At 58.1% G+C, this 16,374-nt stretch carries 13 protein-coding genes; 7 read left to right on the top strand and 6 right to left on the bottom strand.

Features of this window, described 5'->3' with window-relative positions; genetic code table 11:
- Positions 1-123 precede the first annotated feature (123 nt).
- The gene (locus ACZA91_RS05550) at positions 124-1,185 is read left to right on the top strand and encodes a dipeptide epimerase (protein WP_463185147.1); all 1,062 of its coding nucleotides are present in this window, start codon (positions 124-126) and stop codon (positions 1,183-1,185) included.
- 52 nt (positions 1,186-1,237) lie between these two features.
- On the opposite strand, the gene ACZA91_RS05545 is transcribed toward ACZA91_RS05550, so the two are convergent.
- Positions 1,238-1,792 (bottom strand): DUF2854 domain-containing protein, encoded by a 555-nt coding sequence (locus ACZA91_RS05545; protein WP_099532297.1) that lies wholly within the window; start codon positions 1,790-1,792, stop codon positions 1,238-1,240.
- 171 nt (positions 1,793-1,963) lie between these two features.
- On the opposite strand from ACZA91_RS05545, the gene ACZA91_RS05540 reads away from it, so the two are divergent.
- Positions 1,964-2,152, top strand: a complete 189-nt coding sequence (locus ACZA91_RS05540) for a hypothetical protein (protein ID WP_099532295.1) — start codon at positions 1,964-1,966, stop codon at positions 2,150-2,152.
- Positions 2,153-2,276: 124 nt separating this feature from the next.
- Here the strand turns inward: ACZA91_RS05540 and ACZA91_RS05535 are convergent, their stop codons facing one another.
- Positions 2,277-3,365 (bottom strand): NAD(P)/FAD-dependent oxidoreductase, encoded by a 1,089-nt coding sequence (locus ACZA91_RS05535; protein ID WP_463185142.1) that lies wholly within the window; start codon positions 3,363-3,365, stop codon positions 2,277-2,279.
- 425 nt (positions 3,366-3,790) lie between these two features.
- On the opposite strand from ACZA91_RS05535, the gene ACZA91_RS05530 reads away from it, so the two are divergent.
- Complete coding sequence (locus ACZA91_RS05530; RefSeq protein WP_190354439.1) at positions 3,791-4,639, top strand: hypothetical protein; 849 nt, start codon at positions 3,791-3,793, stop codon at positions 4,637-4,639.
- 16 nt (positions 4,640-4,655) lie between these two features.
- Complete coding sequence (locus tag ACZA91_RS05525) at positions 4,656-5,978, top strand: O-antigen ligase family protein (RefSeq protein WP_463185139.1); 1,323 nt, start codon at positions 4,656-4,658, stop codon at positions 5,976-5,978.
- Between the two features lie 89 nt (positions 5,979-6,067).
- On the opposite strand, the gene argZ is transcribed toward ACZA91_RS05525, so the two are convergent.
- Both argZ and ACZA91_RS05515 read right to left on the bottom strand, forming a co-directional pair.
- A complete protein-coding gene (argZ, locus tag ACZA91_RS05520) occupies positions 6,068-8,191 on the bottom strand; it encodes a bifunctional arginine dihydrolase/ornithine cyclodeaminase (protein WP_190528812.1) in 2,124 nt (707 codons plus the stop codon).
- Between the two features lie 214 nt (positions 8,192-8,405).
- Positions 8,406-9,500: a DUF3153 domain-containing protein gene (locus ACZA91_RS05515; protein ID WP_190535148.1), complete on the bottom strand. Its 1,095-nt coding sequence runs from the start codon at positions 9,498-9,500 to the stop codon at positions 8,406-8,408.
- A 435-nt stretch (positions 9,501-9,935) separates the two neighbouring features.
- Here ACZA91_RS05515 and ACZA91_RS05510 point away from each other — a divergent pair, with 435 nt between their 5' ends.
- The gene (locus ACZA91_RS05510) at positions 9,936-10,946 is read left to right on the top strand and encodes a carbohydrate kinase family protein (RefSeq protein WP_463185133.1); all 1,011 of its coding nucleotides are present in this window, start codon (positions 9,936-9,938) and stop codon (positions 10,944-10,946) included.
- Positions 10,947-11,114: 168 nt separating this feature from the next.
- Positions 11,115-11,267, top strand: coding sequence for a chlorophyll a/b-binding protein (locus ACZA91_RS05505; protein WP_099532288.1), 153 nt, complete (start codon positions 11,115-11,117; stop codon positions 11,265-11,267).
- Positions 11,268-11,507: 240 nt separating this feature from the next.
- Here the strand turns inward: ACZA91_RS05505 and ACZA91_RS05500 are convergent, their stop codons facing one another.
- Together ACZA91_RS05500 and ACZA91_RS05495 are read right to left on the bottom strand one after the other, a co-directional pair.
- Positions 11,508-13,049, bottom strand: a complete 1,542-nt coding sequence (locus ACZA91_RS05500; RefSeq protein WP_463185130.1) for a glycosyltransferase family 61 protein — start codon at positions 13,047-13,049, stop codon at positions 11,508-11,510.
- A 221-nt stretch (positions 13,050-13,270) separates the two neighbouring features.
- Complete coding sequence (locus tag ACZA91_RS05495) at positions 13,271-13,951, bottom strand: CsgG/HfaB family protein (protein ID WP_158234356.1); 681 nt, start codon at positions 13,949-13,951, stop codon at positions 13,271-13,273.
- A gap of 458 nt (positions 13,952-14,409) precedes the next feature.
- Here ACZA91_RS05495 and ACZA91_RS05490 point away from each other — a divergent pair, with 458 nt between their 5' ends.
- The gene (locus ACZA91_RS05490; protein WP_463186392.1) at positions 14,410-16,374 is read left to right on the top strand and encodes a sensor domain-containing diguanylate cyclase; all 1,965 of its coding nucleotides are present in this window, start codon (positions 14,410-14,412) and stop codon (positions 16,372-16,374) included.

Below are 16,374 nucleotides of genomic sequence, written 5' to 3'. Positions count from 1 at the left end.
TGAAAGAGTTTGCAGGAGGTTGCCTGCGCACAGTTGGATGGGTTAACGGCGAATTAACGTTTGATTAATGGGGCGATCGGTTATGGATTGCCCTTTAGCCACTCATTCCCCTCCTCTCTCGCAATGCAAATTTGCGTCGAACGTTTCACGGTCACCAAGCGATCGCCCCTCACCATCAGTCGCGGCACCAACCACGGCAACACCAATCTCTGGCTGCGGATCTTTGCAGAGGGCTACGAAGGGTGGGGCGAGGCTTCCCCGGTGGTGCATGGGGCCCACGCCCAAACCACTGAGGCCTTGGCCAAGGCTCTGGAGTCGATCGGGCCGCAACTGGCCGACTGCCACCCGCTCGATCGCCAGCAAATTGCTGATCGGGTGCGCTCGTTGCCCTCGGCGGCGCGGGCGGCGATCGATCTAGCCCTGTGGGATTGGGCGGGCAAGCGATCGGGATTGCCCCTCTGGCAACTGTGGGGAGGCGATCGGGAACGGATTCCGCCCATTTCCGTCACGATCGGGATTGGCTCTCCGGCGGCGGCCCGGGAGCGGGTTCAACAGTGGCGATCGGTGATTGAAACCCCTTGGCTGAAGTTGAAGCTCGGTAGCCCCGAGGGGTTGGCGGCCGATCGGGCCCTGGTGGAAGCCGTGTTGGCAGAAGCCCCAACGGCCAAAATTTTGGTGGATGCCAATGGGGGCTGGGACTTGGCCGGGGCGATCGAGATGGCCCGCTGGTTAGCCGATCGGGGCGTGCTGTATCTGGAACAGCCCTTGCCCGTGGGCCAAGAAACCCAACTCGCGGAACTGAAGGCGCGATCGCCCCTCCCGATTTTTGTGGATGAGAGCTGTTTTGATGAGCGAGATATTCCGCAGCTTGCGCCCCACATCCACGGCATCAACATCAAGCTGATGAAATCCGGCGGTCTGACAGCGGCCACAAGGCTGGTGGCCACGGCGCGGGCCTGTGGCTTGCAAGTGATGTTTGGCTGCTATTCCGACAGTGCCTTGGCCAACACCGCCGCCTTGCAGTTGGGCCCCTGGGCCGATTACTTGGACTTGGATAGCCATCTGAATTTGATGGACGATCCCTTTGTGGGCGCGGCGATTGCGCCCGGTGGTCGGTTGTTGCCCCCGATCGAGCCAGGGCTAGGGGTGCAACGGCGCGATCAACCCGCCATTGAAGAGCCTTAGGCAGAGACAGCGCCCGATCGAAGCGGTTGATCGAAGCAGTCCTTTGGCAGATCTAGGCCGTCGGGGCTGGTGAAATCAACGACACAACCACAATCGAGCCTTCGCCTTGGGCAACCTCCGCTCGCAAGTTGGGGCCAAAGAAGCGCTCAATTTTGTCCCGCTTGGTCTGCCAGGTTTCAAAGGGCATTTTTGGAGATTCAAACTCCAGGATCAGCCCATAGTCTCCCTGCAAGTCCACCTCTTCCACGCTGACCAGTTTGGGCCGTTCAGGATCCGTGGGAGCCAAGCCCAAACGCTCCAGCGCCAAGGAAAGATGGGCCTCTTCACCGTAGCGATAACGGGTCACATCCTTGCGCACCTGGTTTTGGGTGGGGGTGGCCAGGCGATCGCGCAGGGCAACGACCTCCGAAGACGTGGGAGTTTTGTAGGGGGCTGGTTTCAACTCCGCAGCCTTCAGGGCCAAGCCCCCCAACAGCACCGGCACGCCGTAAAAAAAGGTGATCAGATTCAGGGTTGAGTTACCAATGACATAGGCCACTGCCGCGATCGCCGTTAAGGCTCCACCGGCATAGAGCAAAATTCGAGCAAGGGGAAGGCTGCCAAACACGATCGCGTTCCGGGTATTCATTAACTAATGTAAATTCTGAGATGGAATGGCCCATTCGTCTAGCGGACGGGACGATCCCCAACTCCGCACCGACAGGACTGGATAACCGACCCGAACCCTTTTGCCCCCAACCCTTTAGAACGCTTTCGTAAAGCTGAGGATGACTGTGCCATGGATGTGCAAGTGCTGAAAGATCAGGTGCGATCGATTGCGGCCAAACGAGATTATTTATTGTCGCTACTCGATCGAGCCGATTTGGGCCCGATTCGGATTGACGTGAACCAGGCCTTGGAAGAATTGGATGATTTGATTGCGGAATATGAGGAAGCCTTTCCCGGTGAGGCGATTCCCCAGGTCTAATTCCCCAGGTCTCGTTCCCCCAACCTAGGGGGCACAATCAATCCGAAATCTCGGCGGCAGTGAGGCCCTCAATCAGGTAGGGCCTTGGAAGTTGAAAAATCAGGGGCCTTAAAAACCACGGGTCTTAAAAACAGTGGGCCAGCAGTTCTTGGGCAGCAGATAGCCCCGATCGCATTGCCGCTTCTAGGGATTGTCCCGGCGGATGAGCTGCACACCAGTCCCCCGCCACCGCCAGGGACCGATCGGGATCAATCCAACACCCCTCATCCAGTGGGTTTCGGGCGATCGCATAACGCCAACGGTGTACCTGAATCCATTCGGGCTGTTGCAGGTGCAAGCCCAGATCGGCCCCGGCGCGATCGAGCAGCGCTTGCCCCACGGCCTCCAGCGTTGGCACATCCCACAGCCGCTCGGCCACCGCGGCCGAACTTTGCAACAGCAACACCGGTTGCCCCATGGCCCAGATCCCGTCGGCCTTGCTGTCTTCGCGGGCTAACCAGCGCCAATCGGTGGGAATTTGGGCCCGAATTCCCTGCCAAGCTTCCCCATTGGGCAACTGCAATTCCCGATCGGGGCCATAGGCGGCCGTGACGCTGAAGCAGGGATCGAAGGTCACTTGGCGGGCCCGCTTGGCCCAGTCGGGGGCCACCGACTCCAGCAAGTCCGCCGCCTGGGGAGCCGGAATGGCCAGCACGATCGCCCCAGCAGTCCAAAATTCCTGCTGTTGCTCCGGTTCGATCGCCGCCGGAAAATCACACTGAATTGTCCAAGGTTCTCCCGGTTTTTCTGGAGCCGTCAGGGCAATGGCCCGGTGGCCACGGGCGATCGTTAGCCCCGCTGCCAATTGTTTGGCCGCAACGCTCAAACCAGCGGGCATGGCCCAGCGTTGATCCCCCGGAATGGTTCGCAAGCCCTCGGCGGTCAGGTGATGGAGCGGTTGGGGCCAAGGTTGCAGGTCGCTGGTGTTTTGCAGTTCCTGGATCCAAGCTTCCGTTAAGGGCCCCTGAGGTTCCAGGTAGGGCACGCCTCGATCGGCCCGACTGTCCAAATGGCGACGGGTATTTAGCCGCCCACCCAAGCCCCGGGACTTTTCCAGCACCACGACCGATCGCCCGGCCGCTTGCAGTTGGCGGGCTGCCGTGAGTCCCGCCAACCCTGCGCCAATCACCGCGACAGAATGAGAGGGAGTTAAAGTCGGGGGAAGCGTTGTCATAGGGACTTGATATCGGGGCGATCGGGCCAGGAATTTTACGGAGACTTTGCGTTATTTTTGGGGCAACCCAGCAGCACGGGCTAAACGGCCAAGCCCATGGTCAGGGTTACCGGAACTTCAGACACTAAGACGAAATGCAAAGAAAATCTAAAGATTGTAGCGAGATTTAGCGCGATCTTACGTCAAGGCCATGGGCGTTTTCCCATCCCTTTGTACAATGGGGCTGACCCCAGGGCAAAGCAAATTTAGGCGTTGAGTTGCCATTCCTGCGCCCTTGTGTGACACCTTTGGGAGCGATTGGCGCTAACTCTCACCCAAGCCATAGAAACCAAGCCATAAACAGGCTATTAGCGAGCCATTCATTGGCAATTCAAACGCTATTTAAACGCTGGCAATCACGCTGGAAATGATGCGGAGTTGGGGCTGTGGACGAACTGCGAGCAGCATTGGAATTAGCAACTAATGACGAGTTGCGCGAACTGACGGAGATGCTGTTCGCGCGGAAGTTTAACCCCTTGGACTACGTTGCTACGCCCGATCCCCTGTCGGTGCAGAGCCGCGATCGGGAAGCTTGGTTGGACGCGATCGACCGCCGATTTCGCTACTTGGCCGCCGATGGGCTAACGGTGTTGCGGGGGCGGTTCCATGAGGTGACCTACCGCGATGTGTTGGTCAGGGTTTGCCAACATTTGCGATTGCCCTACGGTGAAACCTGGACGGCAACGGAGCTGGAGGCGGAAATTTTTCTGCATTTGCTCGATCGAGCCTGGAAGCGATTGCCCAAGCGCCAGCGGGCCGCCCTGACCAAGGACTTGCAACGGTCGATCGCCACGATTCCCGGTGTGGATGCCATTCCTGCAACCCTGCGGCGCGATCCGGTGCGGCTGCTGTTGGAAGGGGGCAGCGCGATCGCCCTGGATGCGGTGGTGCGGCCCCTGGTGTTGCGGCAAATTGCCCAGCAGTTTGTGACCCACATGGTGCGATATCAGTCGGCCCAGGTGGCGATCGCGGCTTCCGGCGGCGCGGCGGCGGCCCTGGAAACCCAAGTGGCGGCCAAGATGGCCCAACGGGGAATGATGATGACGGCCGCTCGCTATGGTGCTGCGCAAACGGTGTTGGCGGTGATGGGGCCCCTGATGTGGGGCTGGTTTTTTGCGGATTTGGGTTGGCGAACGATCGCCACCAACTACGGGCGGATTGTGCCAGCGGTGTTTGCCCTGGCTCAAATTCGGATGACACGCGGCGATGACGCGATCGCCTACGGATTTGCCTAGGGAGCGCGCCTAGGCCATGGGGAAGTTGGCCGCGCTGGGGCGGGTTTGGCTGTGGCCCACGCGCTCGATTGTGATTGACCCGGCCCTGTTGGGGCCTTGGGCGGGGCTTTGGTGGGGGCTGTTGGTGTTGCCCCTGAGTCCGGCCTTGGGAGCGGTGGCGATCGGGCTGGGGATCATTGCCACCTATTGGCAACGCTGGAATGCAATTCGGCGTGATCGGCTGGTTTGGGCCTGGGGGGCGATCGGCCTGGTGATGTTGCTGTCCTTGCCCGGTTCGCCCAACTTGGAGCGGGCGGCGTTGGGGCTGGCGAATTTCTTACCGTTTTTTTGGGCCTTTGGGGCCTTCAGCCAACTGATCACCCATCGATCGCACCTGCGGCCCTTGGCTCAGGCGATCGTGTGGGGTTGCCTGCCCGCCGTGGGGTTGGGGTTGGGGCAACTGTTTGGCGGATGGCGCGGCCCGGTGCGCGTCGTGCCGGTGATTGACTGGATTTTGGCCGCGGGCGGCAATCCGCCAGGGCGACTGTCTTCGGCGTTTGAATATGCCAACGTGACCGCCAGCTACTTTGGGGTAGCGCTGGTGCTGGCCTTGGGGTTGTTGGTGATGGATCGGGAACAGCAGCGACAAGCGCAAACCCACCGATCGACCCATGCCACCCTCGGTTGGGGGGTGATCCTGGGCAATGGATTATCAGTGCTGTTGCTGCTGGGGGCGATCGGGCTGACGGACTCTCGCAGTGGTTGGGCCCTGGCCGCGATCGACCTGTTGGCTACGGGACTATACGTTGGTTGGTTTTGGTTGTTGGCCCTGGCGGGCGGGGCGATCGCCTTAGCGCTGGGGGCGGCCTTTGGCCCGGAACCGGCCGCCGGGCCCCTGAGGGCGATCGTCCCGAAGGCCATTTGGGGCCGGCTGAATGATGCTCTTTATCCCGATCGCCCCGAAGCGACCCTGCGCCGGAGCCAGTGGGACTTTGCTTGGAATTTGGCAGCCCAACGGCCCTGGACGGGTTGGGGGCTGGGAAACTTCACAGGACTGTATCAACAGGCCACGGGCAATTGGCTGGGCCATCCCCACAACTTGGCCCTGATGTTGGCCATGGAAACGGGCTGGCCAGCGGCTTTGGGGCTGATTTGCCTCTGTGGCTGGATCATGGCCCAGTTCACCCGGGCGATCGGTCGTTGGGGCGATCGGGACTCCCAAACCCGTTTAGCCGCTTGGGGCTTGGGATTCGCCAATCTCGCCGCTTACCATCTCTTGGATGTCACCCTGTTTGATTTGCGGGTGAATTTATTGGGCTGGGTGTTGTTAGCGGGAATGCATGGCTTGCTCAAGGCCTAGGCCGGTTGTGGCAACCATGGACTGACAGGGGCTGGGATCGGTTGCCAAAGCGGATGGCCCCGAAACCCAGCCCATTGAGCGCCTAACGCCTAAACTGCCAGTTCGTAGGGGCTTTCCAGCTTATCCAACTGCCGCATCAGCAGGCTCAGGAACAGACCCACATCGGTCACCACGCCCACGGACTCCAGGGAGCCGCGATCGGCCAGTTTCGTCACCACCGCCGGGTTGATGTCCACGCAAACCAGCTTCACACCCGCTGGGGTCATGTTGCCCACCCCGATCGAGTGGAGCATGGAAGACAGCATGATGATGGTGTCTGCCCCTTCCAGTAGTTGGGCGTAGGCCTGCTGGGCTTCCACCATGTCCGTCACCGTATCCGGCAAGGGGCCATCATCGCGGATTGATCCCGCCAGCACAAAGGGCACATCCTGTTTGACGCACTCATACATGATCCCATTGGTCAACACGCCCTGTTCCACGGCCTTGGCAATGTTGCCGCAGCGGCGAATGGTGTTGATCGTCTTCAGGTGGTGGCGGTGGCCGCCGCGCACGGCGATTCCTTGCTTCATGTCCACCCCCAAGGAAGTGCCCATCAAGGCCTGTTCCATGTCGTGAACAGCGATCGCGTTGCCGCCCAACAAGGCATGGACATAGCCTTCGCGAATCAACCGCGAAAGGTGCTCACCGCCGCCCGTGTGGATTACCACCGGCCCCGCAACCACAACGGTTTTGCCGCGCCGTTCCCGCACCTGGCGCAGTTCCCAAGCAATTTGTTCCACCACCAGCTCCACGCGGCGCTCGCTGGAAACGCCGGATCCCATGAAGGTAAATTCCTGGGACTCGCGGGCCGTGCGATCGCCCCGGGCTTCGGCCTTGCGCACCGTGCGGATCCCGTCAATGCCGGTCACCACATATTCACCCAACTCCAGATCCCGCAGCAGTTTGCAGCGAGCCACCGGTTGCCCTTCATTCAGGCCCGAGATCGCGATCGCCCCGTCCATGCGTTGGTTTTGCAGACGCACCCACCGGCCTTGGATCCGTACTTCCGTGGGGTAAATGGTGGTGACGTAAAAGTCATCGGGAGCCACGCCGGGCAGCTCAATGGGTTCCAACTGAGCATCCCGCTCGGCGCGATCGTCCGGAGCCACGGCCCCCAGATCGATCAACTGAGCCATCAATTCTTCCATCACCTCATGGGACGGTGCGGAAACCTTGATCCGAGCGGCGGAGGTGCTTTGGCGCTGCTCACCCAACCGGAAATCCAACACTTGGAAGCTGCCGCCCCCTTCCACAATCAAGTCCAGGGCGCGGTTAATTAGCCCCGAGTCCAGCAAGTGCCCTTGCATTTGAATCACACGGGTTTCAACGCCGGCCACCGCATGGCGATCTTCCATCACCGGCTCATTCACCCGCAGGGTCAGGCACTTGGCCGCGCCACCCGCTTTCAGGAATTCCGTGAGGGGCGTTTCCACCACCTCAAACCCGGCCCGCGCCAGGGCGGATTTCAGGCTGTTGCTGGCCTTGTTCATGACCACCACTTGGCCCAGGTTCACGGAGTTGCAGGCAAAGTTCACCGCGTCGGCTTCCTCGATCGCGATCCGCTTGGCCGCCGGAACCCGTCGCTCAATCAGTTGGTTGGAGTAGGCATCGAATGCACCGGGATAGTAGAGCAAGTAGCCGCCTTCGAGGGGACAGAAGCAGGTATCCAGGTGATAGAACCGCTCATCAACCAAGTGCAAAGACAGCACCTCAATATCCAGCCATTGGGCCAGGTAGGGATGCGAGTCCAATTCGGAACGGAAGCCATAGCCCGCCCAGAGCCAACGCCCTTCGCGATCGAACAGGGCATCGCCAGCCCCTTCAAAGGGCAAATCTTTGGGCAGTTCGTAAACCGTGAAGCCGTTTTGCTCAAACCAGGCTTTGAAGTAGGGTTCTTCACCCTGCCGTTCCTTGTGATAGAAGCGACTGAGAACGGCCTTGTCTCCCAGCACCAGGCCGGCGTTGGCGGTGAACACCATGTCGGGCCAACCTTTGGCCGGTTCCACCAAATCGACGATCGCCCGAGCCTTGAGCACTTTGTAGAGTTTTTGCCACTGCTCCACTGCCCGATCGCGCGAGGACTTGTGGACATTGCCCTCCATCCAGGGATTAATCACATAATCCACGTCGTAGTGGTCAGGCGAGCACATCAGAATGCGAAGCTGGGCGGTCATAACAGTGTCAGGTTGTGTGTAGGCCGAGGTTGAGCAAACAAGCCGTGGTCTAAACCCCGATCCAAGCTTGAATCAGGGAGTGATTGGGGCGCGGGTTCTGTGGAGGTTATTCTAAAAAATGCCCCCGTTCCGCAAGGTTCACAGGCGACAGTTTTCAGAGTCATTTTCAGGGCCGAGGCTGGGGCGATCGGGTGCCGATGGGCACGGAAACGGCTCAGTGGGCAGGGGTTGAATCGGTTGGGTTGGGGGTTTCGGCGGGTTCTGTCTCTGGGGGAGAACTGATCGGGATCGGTCGCCAACGCCACCACCCGATCGCCCCCAACAACCCAATCATCAGGCCGCCAATGCCCACCCAACTGGGAACCCAAAACACCGCTTCGATCGTGGTGAGCGTGCCCGGTTCCAGAGTCCAAACCCAGCGGCCCTGTTGCCGTTGGGGGCTGGGGCGGTTGGGCTGGGTCGGGCCCGGTTGTCCTGCTTGGGGGTTCAAGTCGGGTTCCGGGTGGGGCCGTTGGATAGTGCTTTGGCCCCAATGGGGCACTCGCAAGCCAAATTGCCAACGCAAGAGCCGGCTCGTGTCCACCAGGGCCAACTGCTCGCCGCCCAGGGCCGCCAGCGATCGCAAGTCCACCTCGTAGCGAAGTTGGTTTCGGACGGCGACCAACCAATTTTGCTGCTGCAATTGGAACTGGCTGGGAAAGGCCAAGGGATCGAGCAAAGCCGGATCCGGCAACGAATCCCCATTCACCTTTGGCGTTTGATCGGCCAGCCGATCGCCCCCTCTGGCAATGGATCTCGTTTGGGCGGCGGTGGTCTGGTGGTCGGAGCGATCGCCCGACTTCGCCGCTTCTCGATCGACGATTCCCAGGGTTTGGCTGAATGTCTGAAAGGTGGATTGTAAATCTTGCCCGTTCTGGAAGGGAATGGCGATCGTCAGGGTTCGATCGCTTTGCTCCAACACTTGACCCCCGATCGTCCTGGCTTGGGCGGCCCAGCGATCGAGCCAGGCCTTGGCCGTGACCTCGCCCCACACCTGCCACCCTTCACTCAGCCGCACCCTTTGCACCAATGCGCCATGGTTGGCATCCGGAAACCGCACCTCCGTATCCAAATCCACACAACCACCCAGCAGCACCAGCCAAACCACCAACAACAACACCCGCAACGGGCGCAACCCCCACGCCCCCCTCGATCGCCCTCGACGTTGCCCAATGTTTGACCGCCTCCCGGTTTCCGTTAGCCCAGCGGGGCGAGGATGAACGGTGGGGGCTGGGGTTGAGAGCGGCGATCGCTGCGGCATGATCCTCATGAAGGCCTGGGCAAGGGTTAATCAACTGTTTTTAAATCAACTGCTTTTAACAGAGGGATGCACTCGTTAACAGAGATTCATTTTTTGTCACAAGCAGCCTAGAAGTGGCTTGTTATGCTGGATTCAGAGGACAGACCCCATTGAACTGGGCTAAAAACCCTCGGTCTTCGGAAGACCCTGCCGATTGCCGATGGGAGTGGCAACATCCGCTGAATTAAATTGGCTGAATTGAATTGGCTGAATTGAAATCAAGTTTGCTGAATTTTGCTGAATTGCCTTCGTGACTGGCGGGAGCACCATGGGGCGGTGATCTACGGCTGAATAACCACGAGTAACCGTCTAAGCAATCAACCGTCCAATAAGTCCAATAACTAGTCCAAATAACTAGATAGGTCGGCCTTGGCCGATCGAATCCAGCTTAACCGAGGAGAGATCATGACGACTGCGCGCGTCTCCTCCCCGCAAGTCCTTTGCGTGGGTGAATTGCTTTGGGACTGTCTGGCTGATCAACCCGGCCGATCGATCGAAGCGGTGGAGTCTTGGACAACCTACCCCGGTGGTGCGCCGGCCAATGTGGCTTGTGCCCTCAGCCGGTTGGGGGTGTCGGCTGGGTTTGTGGGCTGTGTGGGCAGTGAGCAGTCGGCCGATCGCCTGCTGGGGGAACTGCAAAGTTTGGGGGTGAATTTGGAGGGGGTGCAACGTCATCCCACGGCCCCCACCCGTGAAGTTTGCGTCTTGCGGGACGATCGGGGCGATCGACAGTTTGCCGCCTTTCGCAGTGGTGGATACATTGGCCACGACACCCGAGAATTTGCCGATACTCGGCTGCAAGCTTCCTTGCTGTTGGCGCGGCAGTTCCAAGCGGCCGATTGCTTGGTGTTGGGCACATTGGCCTTGGCCTATCCCGACAGCAGCGCCGCCATCCGCCGGGCCCTGGACTTGGCCGATGAGCACTATCTCAAAATTGTGTTGGATGTGAACTGGCGATCAGTCTTTTGGCCCGACCCAGGCATTGCACCGGGATCGATCATGCCGTTGCTGGAGCGGGTGGATTTTCTGAAGTTGGCGCGGGAGGAGGCCGATTGGCTGTTCCATACCCACGATCCCATGGCGATCGCGGACAAGCTGGATCACCTAGAAGCCGTGCTGGTCACGGACGGGGAGCGCGGTTGTCATTACTGGATCAGTGGCCATGGGGGAGTGATGCCCGCTTTTAATGTGCCAGTGGTGGACACCACCGGGGCGGGCGATGCCTTCACGGCGGGGTTTGTGACGCAACTGTTGGCACGGGGGCTGGCGGCCATGGCCGATCCGGCCGTTGCCCGATCGGTCGTGGCCTTTGCCAGCGCGGCCGGGGCCCTGACTACCACCAACCCGGGGGCGATCGATGCCTTACCTTTGCGATCGGCCATTGAGGATCTCTTGCGATCGCAGGGGCAACCATGAACACCACCATGAGCACCGCGATTGTTAGGGCGGATTAACGGGGCTGATCCATGGAACTAATCAACCGCTAAAGAATGCCAACTCCCGCCGATTTGGCAAGCCCTTGAGAAACAAAGTTGCACGATCAACAAGTATTTGTTACATTATTTTACAAATAGGAGTTGGTCGATGAAAACCAACAGTCGCACAGCCCATCCGTGGGGCTTCACCGCCACCGCCGAAGTCTGGAATGGTCGCTTGGCAATGCTTGGCATCCTCGCGGCCATGATCACAGAATTGCTTTCCCGACAAGGGGTCATGCACTTTTGGGGACTGCGCTAGCGGCAGCACGAAGGCAGATAGCGACTGTCGTGATTCGGATACCAGTCTCTCTAGTCTCTAAGGTCTCTAAAGTCAGGTGAGTGGGAGTTTTAAACGGCTCCCATTTTTTTATGGATATTTTTCGGATGGGTCTTTTGGATTAGTTTTGCTCAAATTTGACCTGTGTTGATGAATTTTGGGTGGGTGTTTTTGATGAATATTGCGGCGCTCCTCCTGAGTATTAGCCTGAAAATTGCGGTGCTAAACCCGCAGGCCTCGCAAACAACGGGCTAGTACGGCACGCACTTCAGCCGATCGCACCCAAAGCACTGGGCTGGTGTTACCTGGGGGTGCGGGTTCCGCAGGGATTGATCGCCCTTGCAGTCCTGCCAGTTGCGCCAAGGGTTGATAGGTACGGGAGCCAACTTCCAGAACGATCGTGTCCGGCGGGCAAAGGGGCAACAGTGCCAGGGCCGGATGACTGGGGGAGACGATCGCCTCGGCCGTTTGAAAGATCCCGATTAAATCTGCCAACGAGCAGGCGGCTGGATCCAGCAAGCTGAACCCCCAACGGGCCAAGTCTTGGGCCACGGCGGGGCCGTTTAACCAAGGGCGATCGCGCCCATCACTGGCCGAAAGTACCCAACGACGGCAGTTGGGCGCAGTTTGCCGAAACCCAACCAGGGTCGATCGATTCGAGTCTGCTCCCAAGGCCCGCAGAGCGGCCACCCCATAGCTGGAAGGGCCATTGAAGCGGCGCGGCACAATGAGACTGTCGGCTTGGATTTGCAGGTGTTGATCGAGTTCCAGCAGCCGATCGGCGGGAATGCCCAGGCGATCGAGGGTTTCCCGTTGCCAAGGATGGGCCAAGCGATCGACCACAATCGCCGCGAAGGGTTCCCAAAAGGCTCCCCCCTCTGATTCCAAACTTTGCAAAACCTGCAGCCGGGGCAACAGTTCCTGAAACCAACGGTCGATCGCATCCCCCGCGCCGCTGGCCACCACCGCCACCCGGCCCGCCACTTGCACAGTTGGCATCGGTCTGGGCGGTTGCACTTGCAGCCAACGGGGCAAGGCCCCATCGGATAGCTCCAAAATTAGCCGTTGCTGGGCATCAAACACCCCCACCATGCCCCGCCAATGCCAGAGGGAACCGTTGTCCACCTGGGCCGCAAAGGGGCGATCGTCTAGGGGAGTCGCGGTTTCCAGGCGAGTGAGCTGCTCTTGATGGCCCAATCGATCGGCCAGGGCCCAAAGCCAATGATCCGCCAGTCGTCCCCGCCAGCTATCGATGAGCTGAAAGGGAGAATGGGCCAAGCGATCAAGCTGGGCTAACCAACGGCGAGCTTCCGGGCGATCGGGATCCGCCAACCAGGCCCGCAATGCCAAATCTTCCGCCATGGCTAGTTCTCCTTGGGCCGCCTGGGCCTGGCTGGCCGTGAGCAGCAGGGGCCCGGCGGTGGGCCATTGGGGCAACAGGGGTTCCAAGGCAGCCCAGGCCGCAGCGGGCCGATCGCGCCGTAGCTCCACCCGCGCCAACGCCAAGGCCGCTAACCCATTTCCCGGGTAGGCTGCCAAGGCTTGACCATAGGCGATCGCCGCGCCGTCCCAATCGCCCGATCGCGCCAAGTCATGGCCCCAAGTCAGTTGCCAGGGAGTGGCAAGCGGCGCGAGGGCCGTAACAGGTTCCTGCACGGGGACAGGAGCCGGTGGGGCAGATTCGGGCGGCGGAGCAGGGGGCGAGACCGGCGGCAGGCGAGAAGCAAACCCCGATCGGCGCGATCGAAACGACGATTTCGCCATGGATTAAGAGGATGTCTGAAAAGCATCTAGTCGTGGGGGCAAGGGGCTTAAGCCCCTTGTCTTCGTCGATCGCTGAGACCCGCAAGGTGGCAGTTTTGGCTTTTCAGGCCCCCTAAGAGTCGTGGGCTAAGAGCTATGGAGCAGGGCGATCGGTTTGGATCCTGAGTCAGGAGCATCGGTCAGCACCAGCACAAGAGATTCGCCCAATTCGCCCAAACCGCTTAAAACTTCGCTTGAATATCCGTTGCCAGTTTACCAACGGCCTCTTCAACCGCCTTGCTTAACAGGGCATTGCCATCGGCGCTGCTGCTGCTGCCACCAACACCAAACACCGAGCCGCCACCGCTGCGGGAACTGGCCTCCGCTTCCCCCCGCGCCGTGCCCAAAATATCACCCGTGGCCGTGTCCACAATGCGGGCCGACAACTTCACCCGGGCGATCGTCTCTTCCGAGTTGCCCCCAATGCCAAAAGCGCCCCCGCTGGCCCGCCGACTTTCCACCGTGAACTGCGTGACCGTGCCAATGATCACCGCATCCACCCCATTGGCCTTGCCAATTTCCACCGCCCGCGCCGTGCTCACTTCTCCGTCCGTGCGCGCCACTTGGCTGCGATCGGCCACGCGATATTTACCCCCTTCCACCAGCGCATTGGTCACCAACTCGCTCACCCCCGTGCCCGCAGCGCCGCCCCGGTAGCTCGACCAATAGCCCGTGTCGCCTGTGTTGCCGTAATAAAAATCCAGCACCACAATGCGCTTCTTTTGGGTTTGCTTGTCTGTCTGGGCGGCAGTCGCACTGTGGGCCGTGGCCACCGGCAACGCCACCGCCGGCAGTGCGACCCCCGTTGTCAGCAGGGTGACAACCAATGTTTTCGCAAAACCCAGTCCAATCGTTGATTTCATAAAAATGTCCTTGTCGCTCGATCGAGGACTTCCGTGAACAATCCATCGGCATTCGGTCAACATTTCGTTAATTCGTTAACCAGAATGCAGCGTTGGATGCTGTGTAAACGCAACGCCTATCTTAGGCTGGTGATCTTGGGATCGACAATGGGTAAAAATAGGTGAAAGCCTTAAGGCTTGTCATTTCTTTAGTGTTTTTCCCAAAGTGGGTCAACGCTAAGCGATCGCGCATTTTCAAGGCCCTGAAGATTGTGTTCATTAGATCAGATTTTTGAATCAAATTCATGGAGAGATCTATTTGATCAAAAAACAATCTTCTTGTTAGACTTTATGGATTTGTGATCATGAATCCATAAAACAAAAGTTGTAAACTTAAAACATTGCAAGTCTGTTATATGCATTGGCATGTATATAAACATCAAGAGACCCATGAAACGATGAGAAAATTTTGGCAGCGAATTCTCAACGAGATTGATTCTGATCGTCAGCATCTCTCTGGACAAGACTCCCTCAAGATTATTGGTTCTAACCTAGCGATCGCCGTTGTTTACTCCCTCTTGGCAACCGTTAGCTTAGAATTTATCTCCTTGCCGGGTAAGGTTGCTTCGGTTTGGCTACCCTCAGGACTTACCTTCGCTATTTTTTACTATTACCGATTCAAGGCTCTGCCTGGCATCATTTGTGGATCGATGTTTGGCTTAGTTCCATTATTTTTTGATTGGCAATTTTCTTTCGCTAGCTTTGTTCTTTTTAACTTAGTTTGCACCCTGGCCAACTGCTTTCAGCCCTTGATCAGCACATGGATTTTTCAGAAGAAAGCCACGCTCGATCGCGCCTCCGGTCGAGTGCAATCCGCATCCTTTTTCGTCATTGCAGCGGCCGCCGGGCCCTTCGTGTCTGCCACCATGGGCATCACCATTTCCTATTGGATTGGCACGATTACTTGGAAAGACTATGGAGTGTGTTGGTTGTCCTGGTGGCTGGCAAGCACGTTGGCTCACTTAATCTTTACTCCTCCCATTTTGCTTCTCAAGGAATTGGGGTGGCGACAGATTTTTGCGGGGTTGCACCGAGCAATGCGCTGGACTTTTGAAAGCAGTGCCATTGTGGTTTTCACCGCAGCCATTGTTTGGATTGACTTTTTTTATGGCTATCCTTTGGCTTACGTGCTCTTTGCAATTTTGATTTGGAGTGTTTTTCGCTTAGGAGAACTGATTTCAGCATTGGGAGTGGCGATCATTTCCTTGGCAGCAATTATCGCCACTTCCCAAGGAACAGGATCCTTCTCCGATCGCACGCCCAATGAATCAATTATTTTGCTGCAATCATTTATCGGGATTCTTTCGATTACGGGGCTAATTTTGTCAGCAACGGTTCAAGAGCGCCAAGCGATTCGGTCAGATTTGGTGCAAATGCTGGAAACGTTGGAAATTAGGATTGAAGAGCGTACCGCTGACTTACGGTTGAGCGAGGCGCAACTGGATGCGTTTTTTTCGGCAGCGCCTTGGGGCATGGGAATTATTGATCATCACTATCGCTATGTGCGGGTGAATCAGGTATTGGCGAAGATTAATGGCTTACCGGAGTCGGGGCATTTGGGGCGCTTGATTTGGGATGTGGTTCCTGGTCTGCGATCGAGTTTGGAGCCACTGTTTCAGGCGGTTTTCACCACGGGTGATTCGATTTTGAATCAGGAAATTAATGCCCAAATTTCTGCTCAATCTCGAATTGATAACACTTGGCTAGTGTCCTATTTTCCGATTTTTGATATGGATCATCAGCCCTATCGTGTTGGTTTTTTGGTAATGGATATTACCGATCGCAAGCGATTAGAATTACAATTGGCTCACCAAGCTCGCATCGATGGACTGACGCAAATTGCCAATCGTCGGCATTTTGATGAAGTGCTGCAATCGGAGTGGAATCGATGTTTGCGATCGACCCAACCCCTCTCTTTAATGCTCTGTGATGCGGATTATTTTAAAAAATATAATGATACCTATGGCCACTTAATGGGCGATCAATGCTTGGTGGCGATCGCTCAAGTTCTTCGGGAACATGCCCGCCGAAGTAGTGATTTGGCGGCACGCTATGGGGGCGAAGAATTTGCAATTTTGCTACCCAATACGACCCTAGCGGAAGCGGTGCAATTAGCACATCAAATTCGCGGCCAAATTCATCAGTTGGCGATTCCCCACAGGGGTTCCCAGGTGAGTAGCCACGTGACTTTAAGCATTGGGATCATGAGCCATATTCCCCAGTCGGGAGATGAAATTTCTGATCTGATTGCCGGGGCCGATCGCTCCCTATACGAAGCCAAACAGCAGGGGCGCGATCGAATTGTGGCGCTGCCCTATGAGGCAATCCGGCAACCGTCTTCCTTGGCGGGGGATGTGCTGCGCGATCGCCCCAGTTCTCGGTAA

This window comes from Limnothrix sp. CMB-01, from assembly GCF_055193175.1.
Note: the sequence above shows the minus strand (reverse complement) of the source record. Positions and strands in the feature narration are given on the sequence as shown.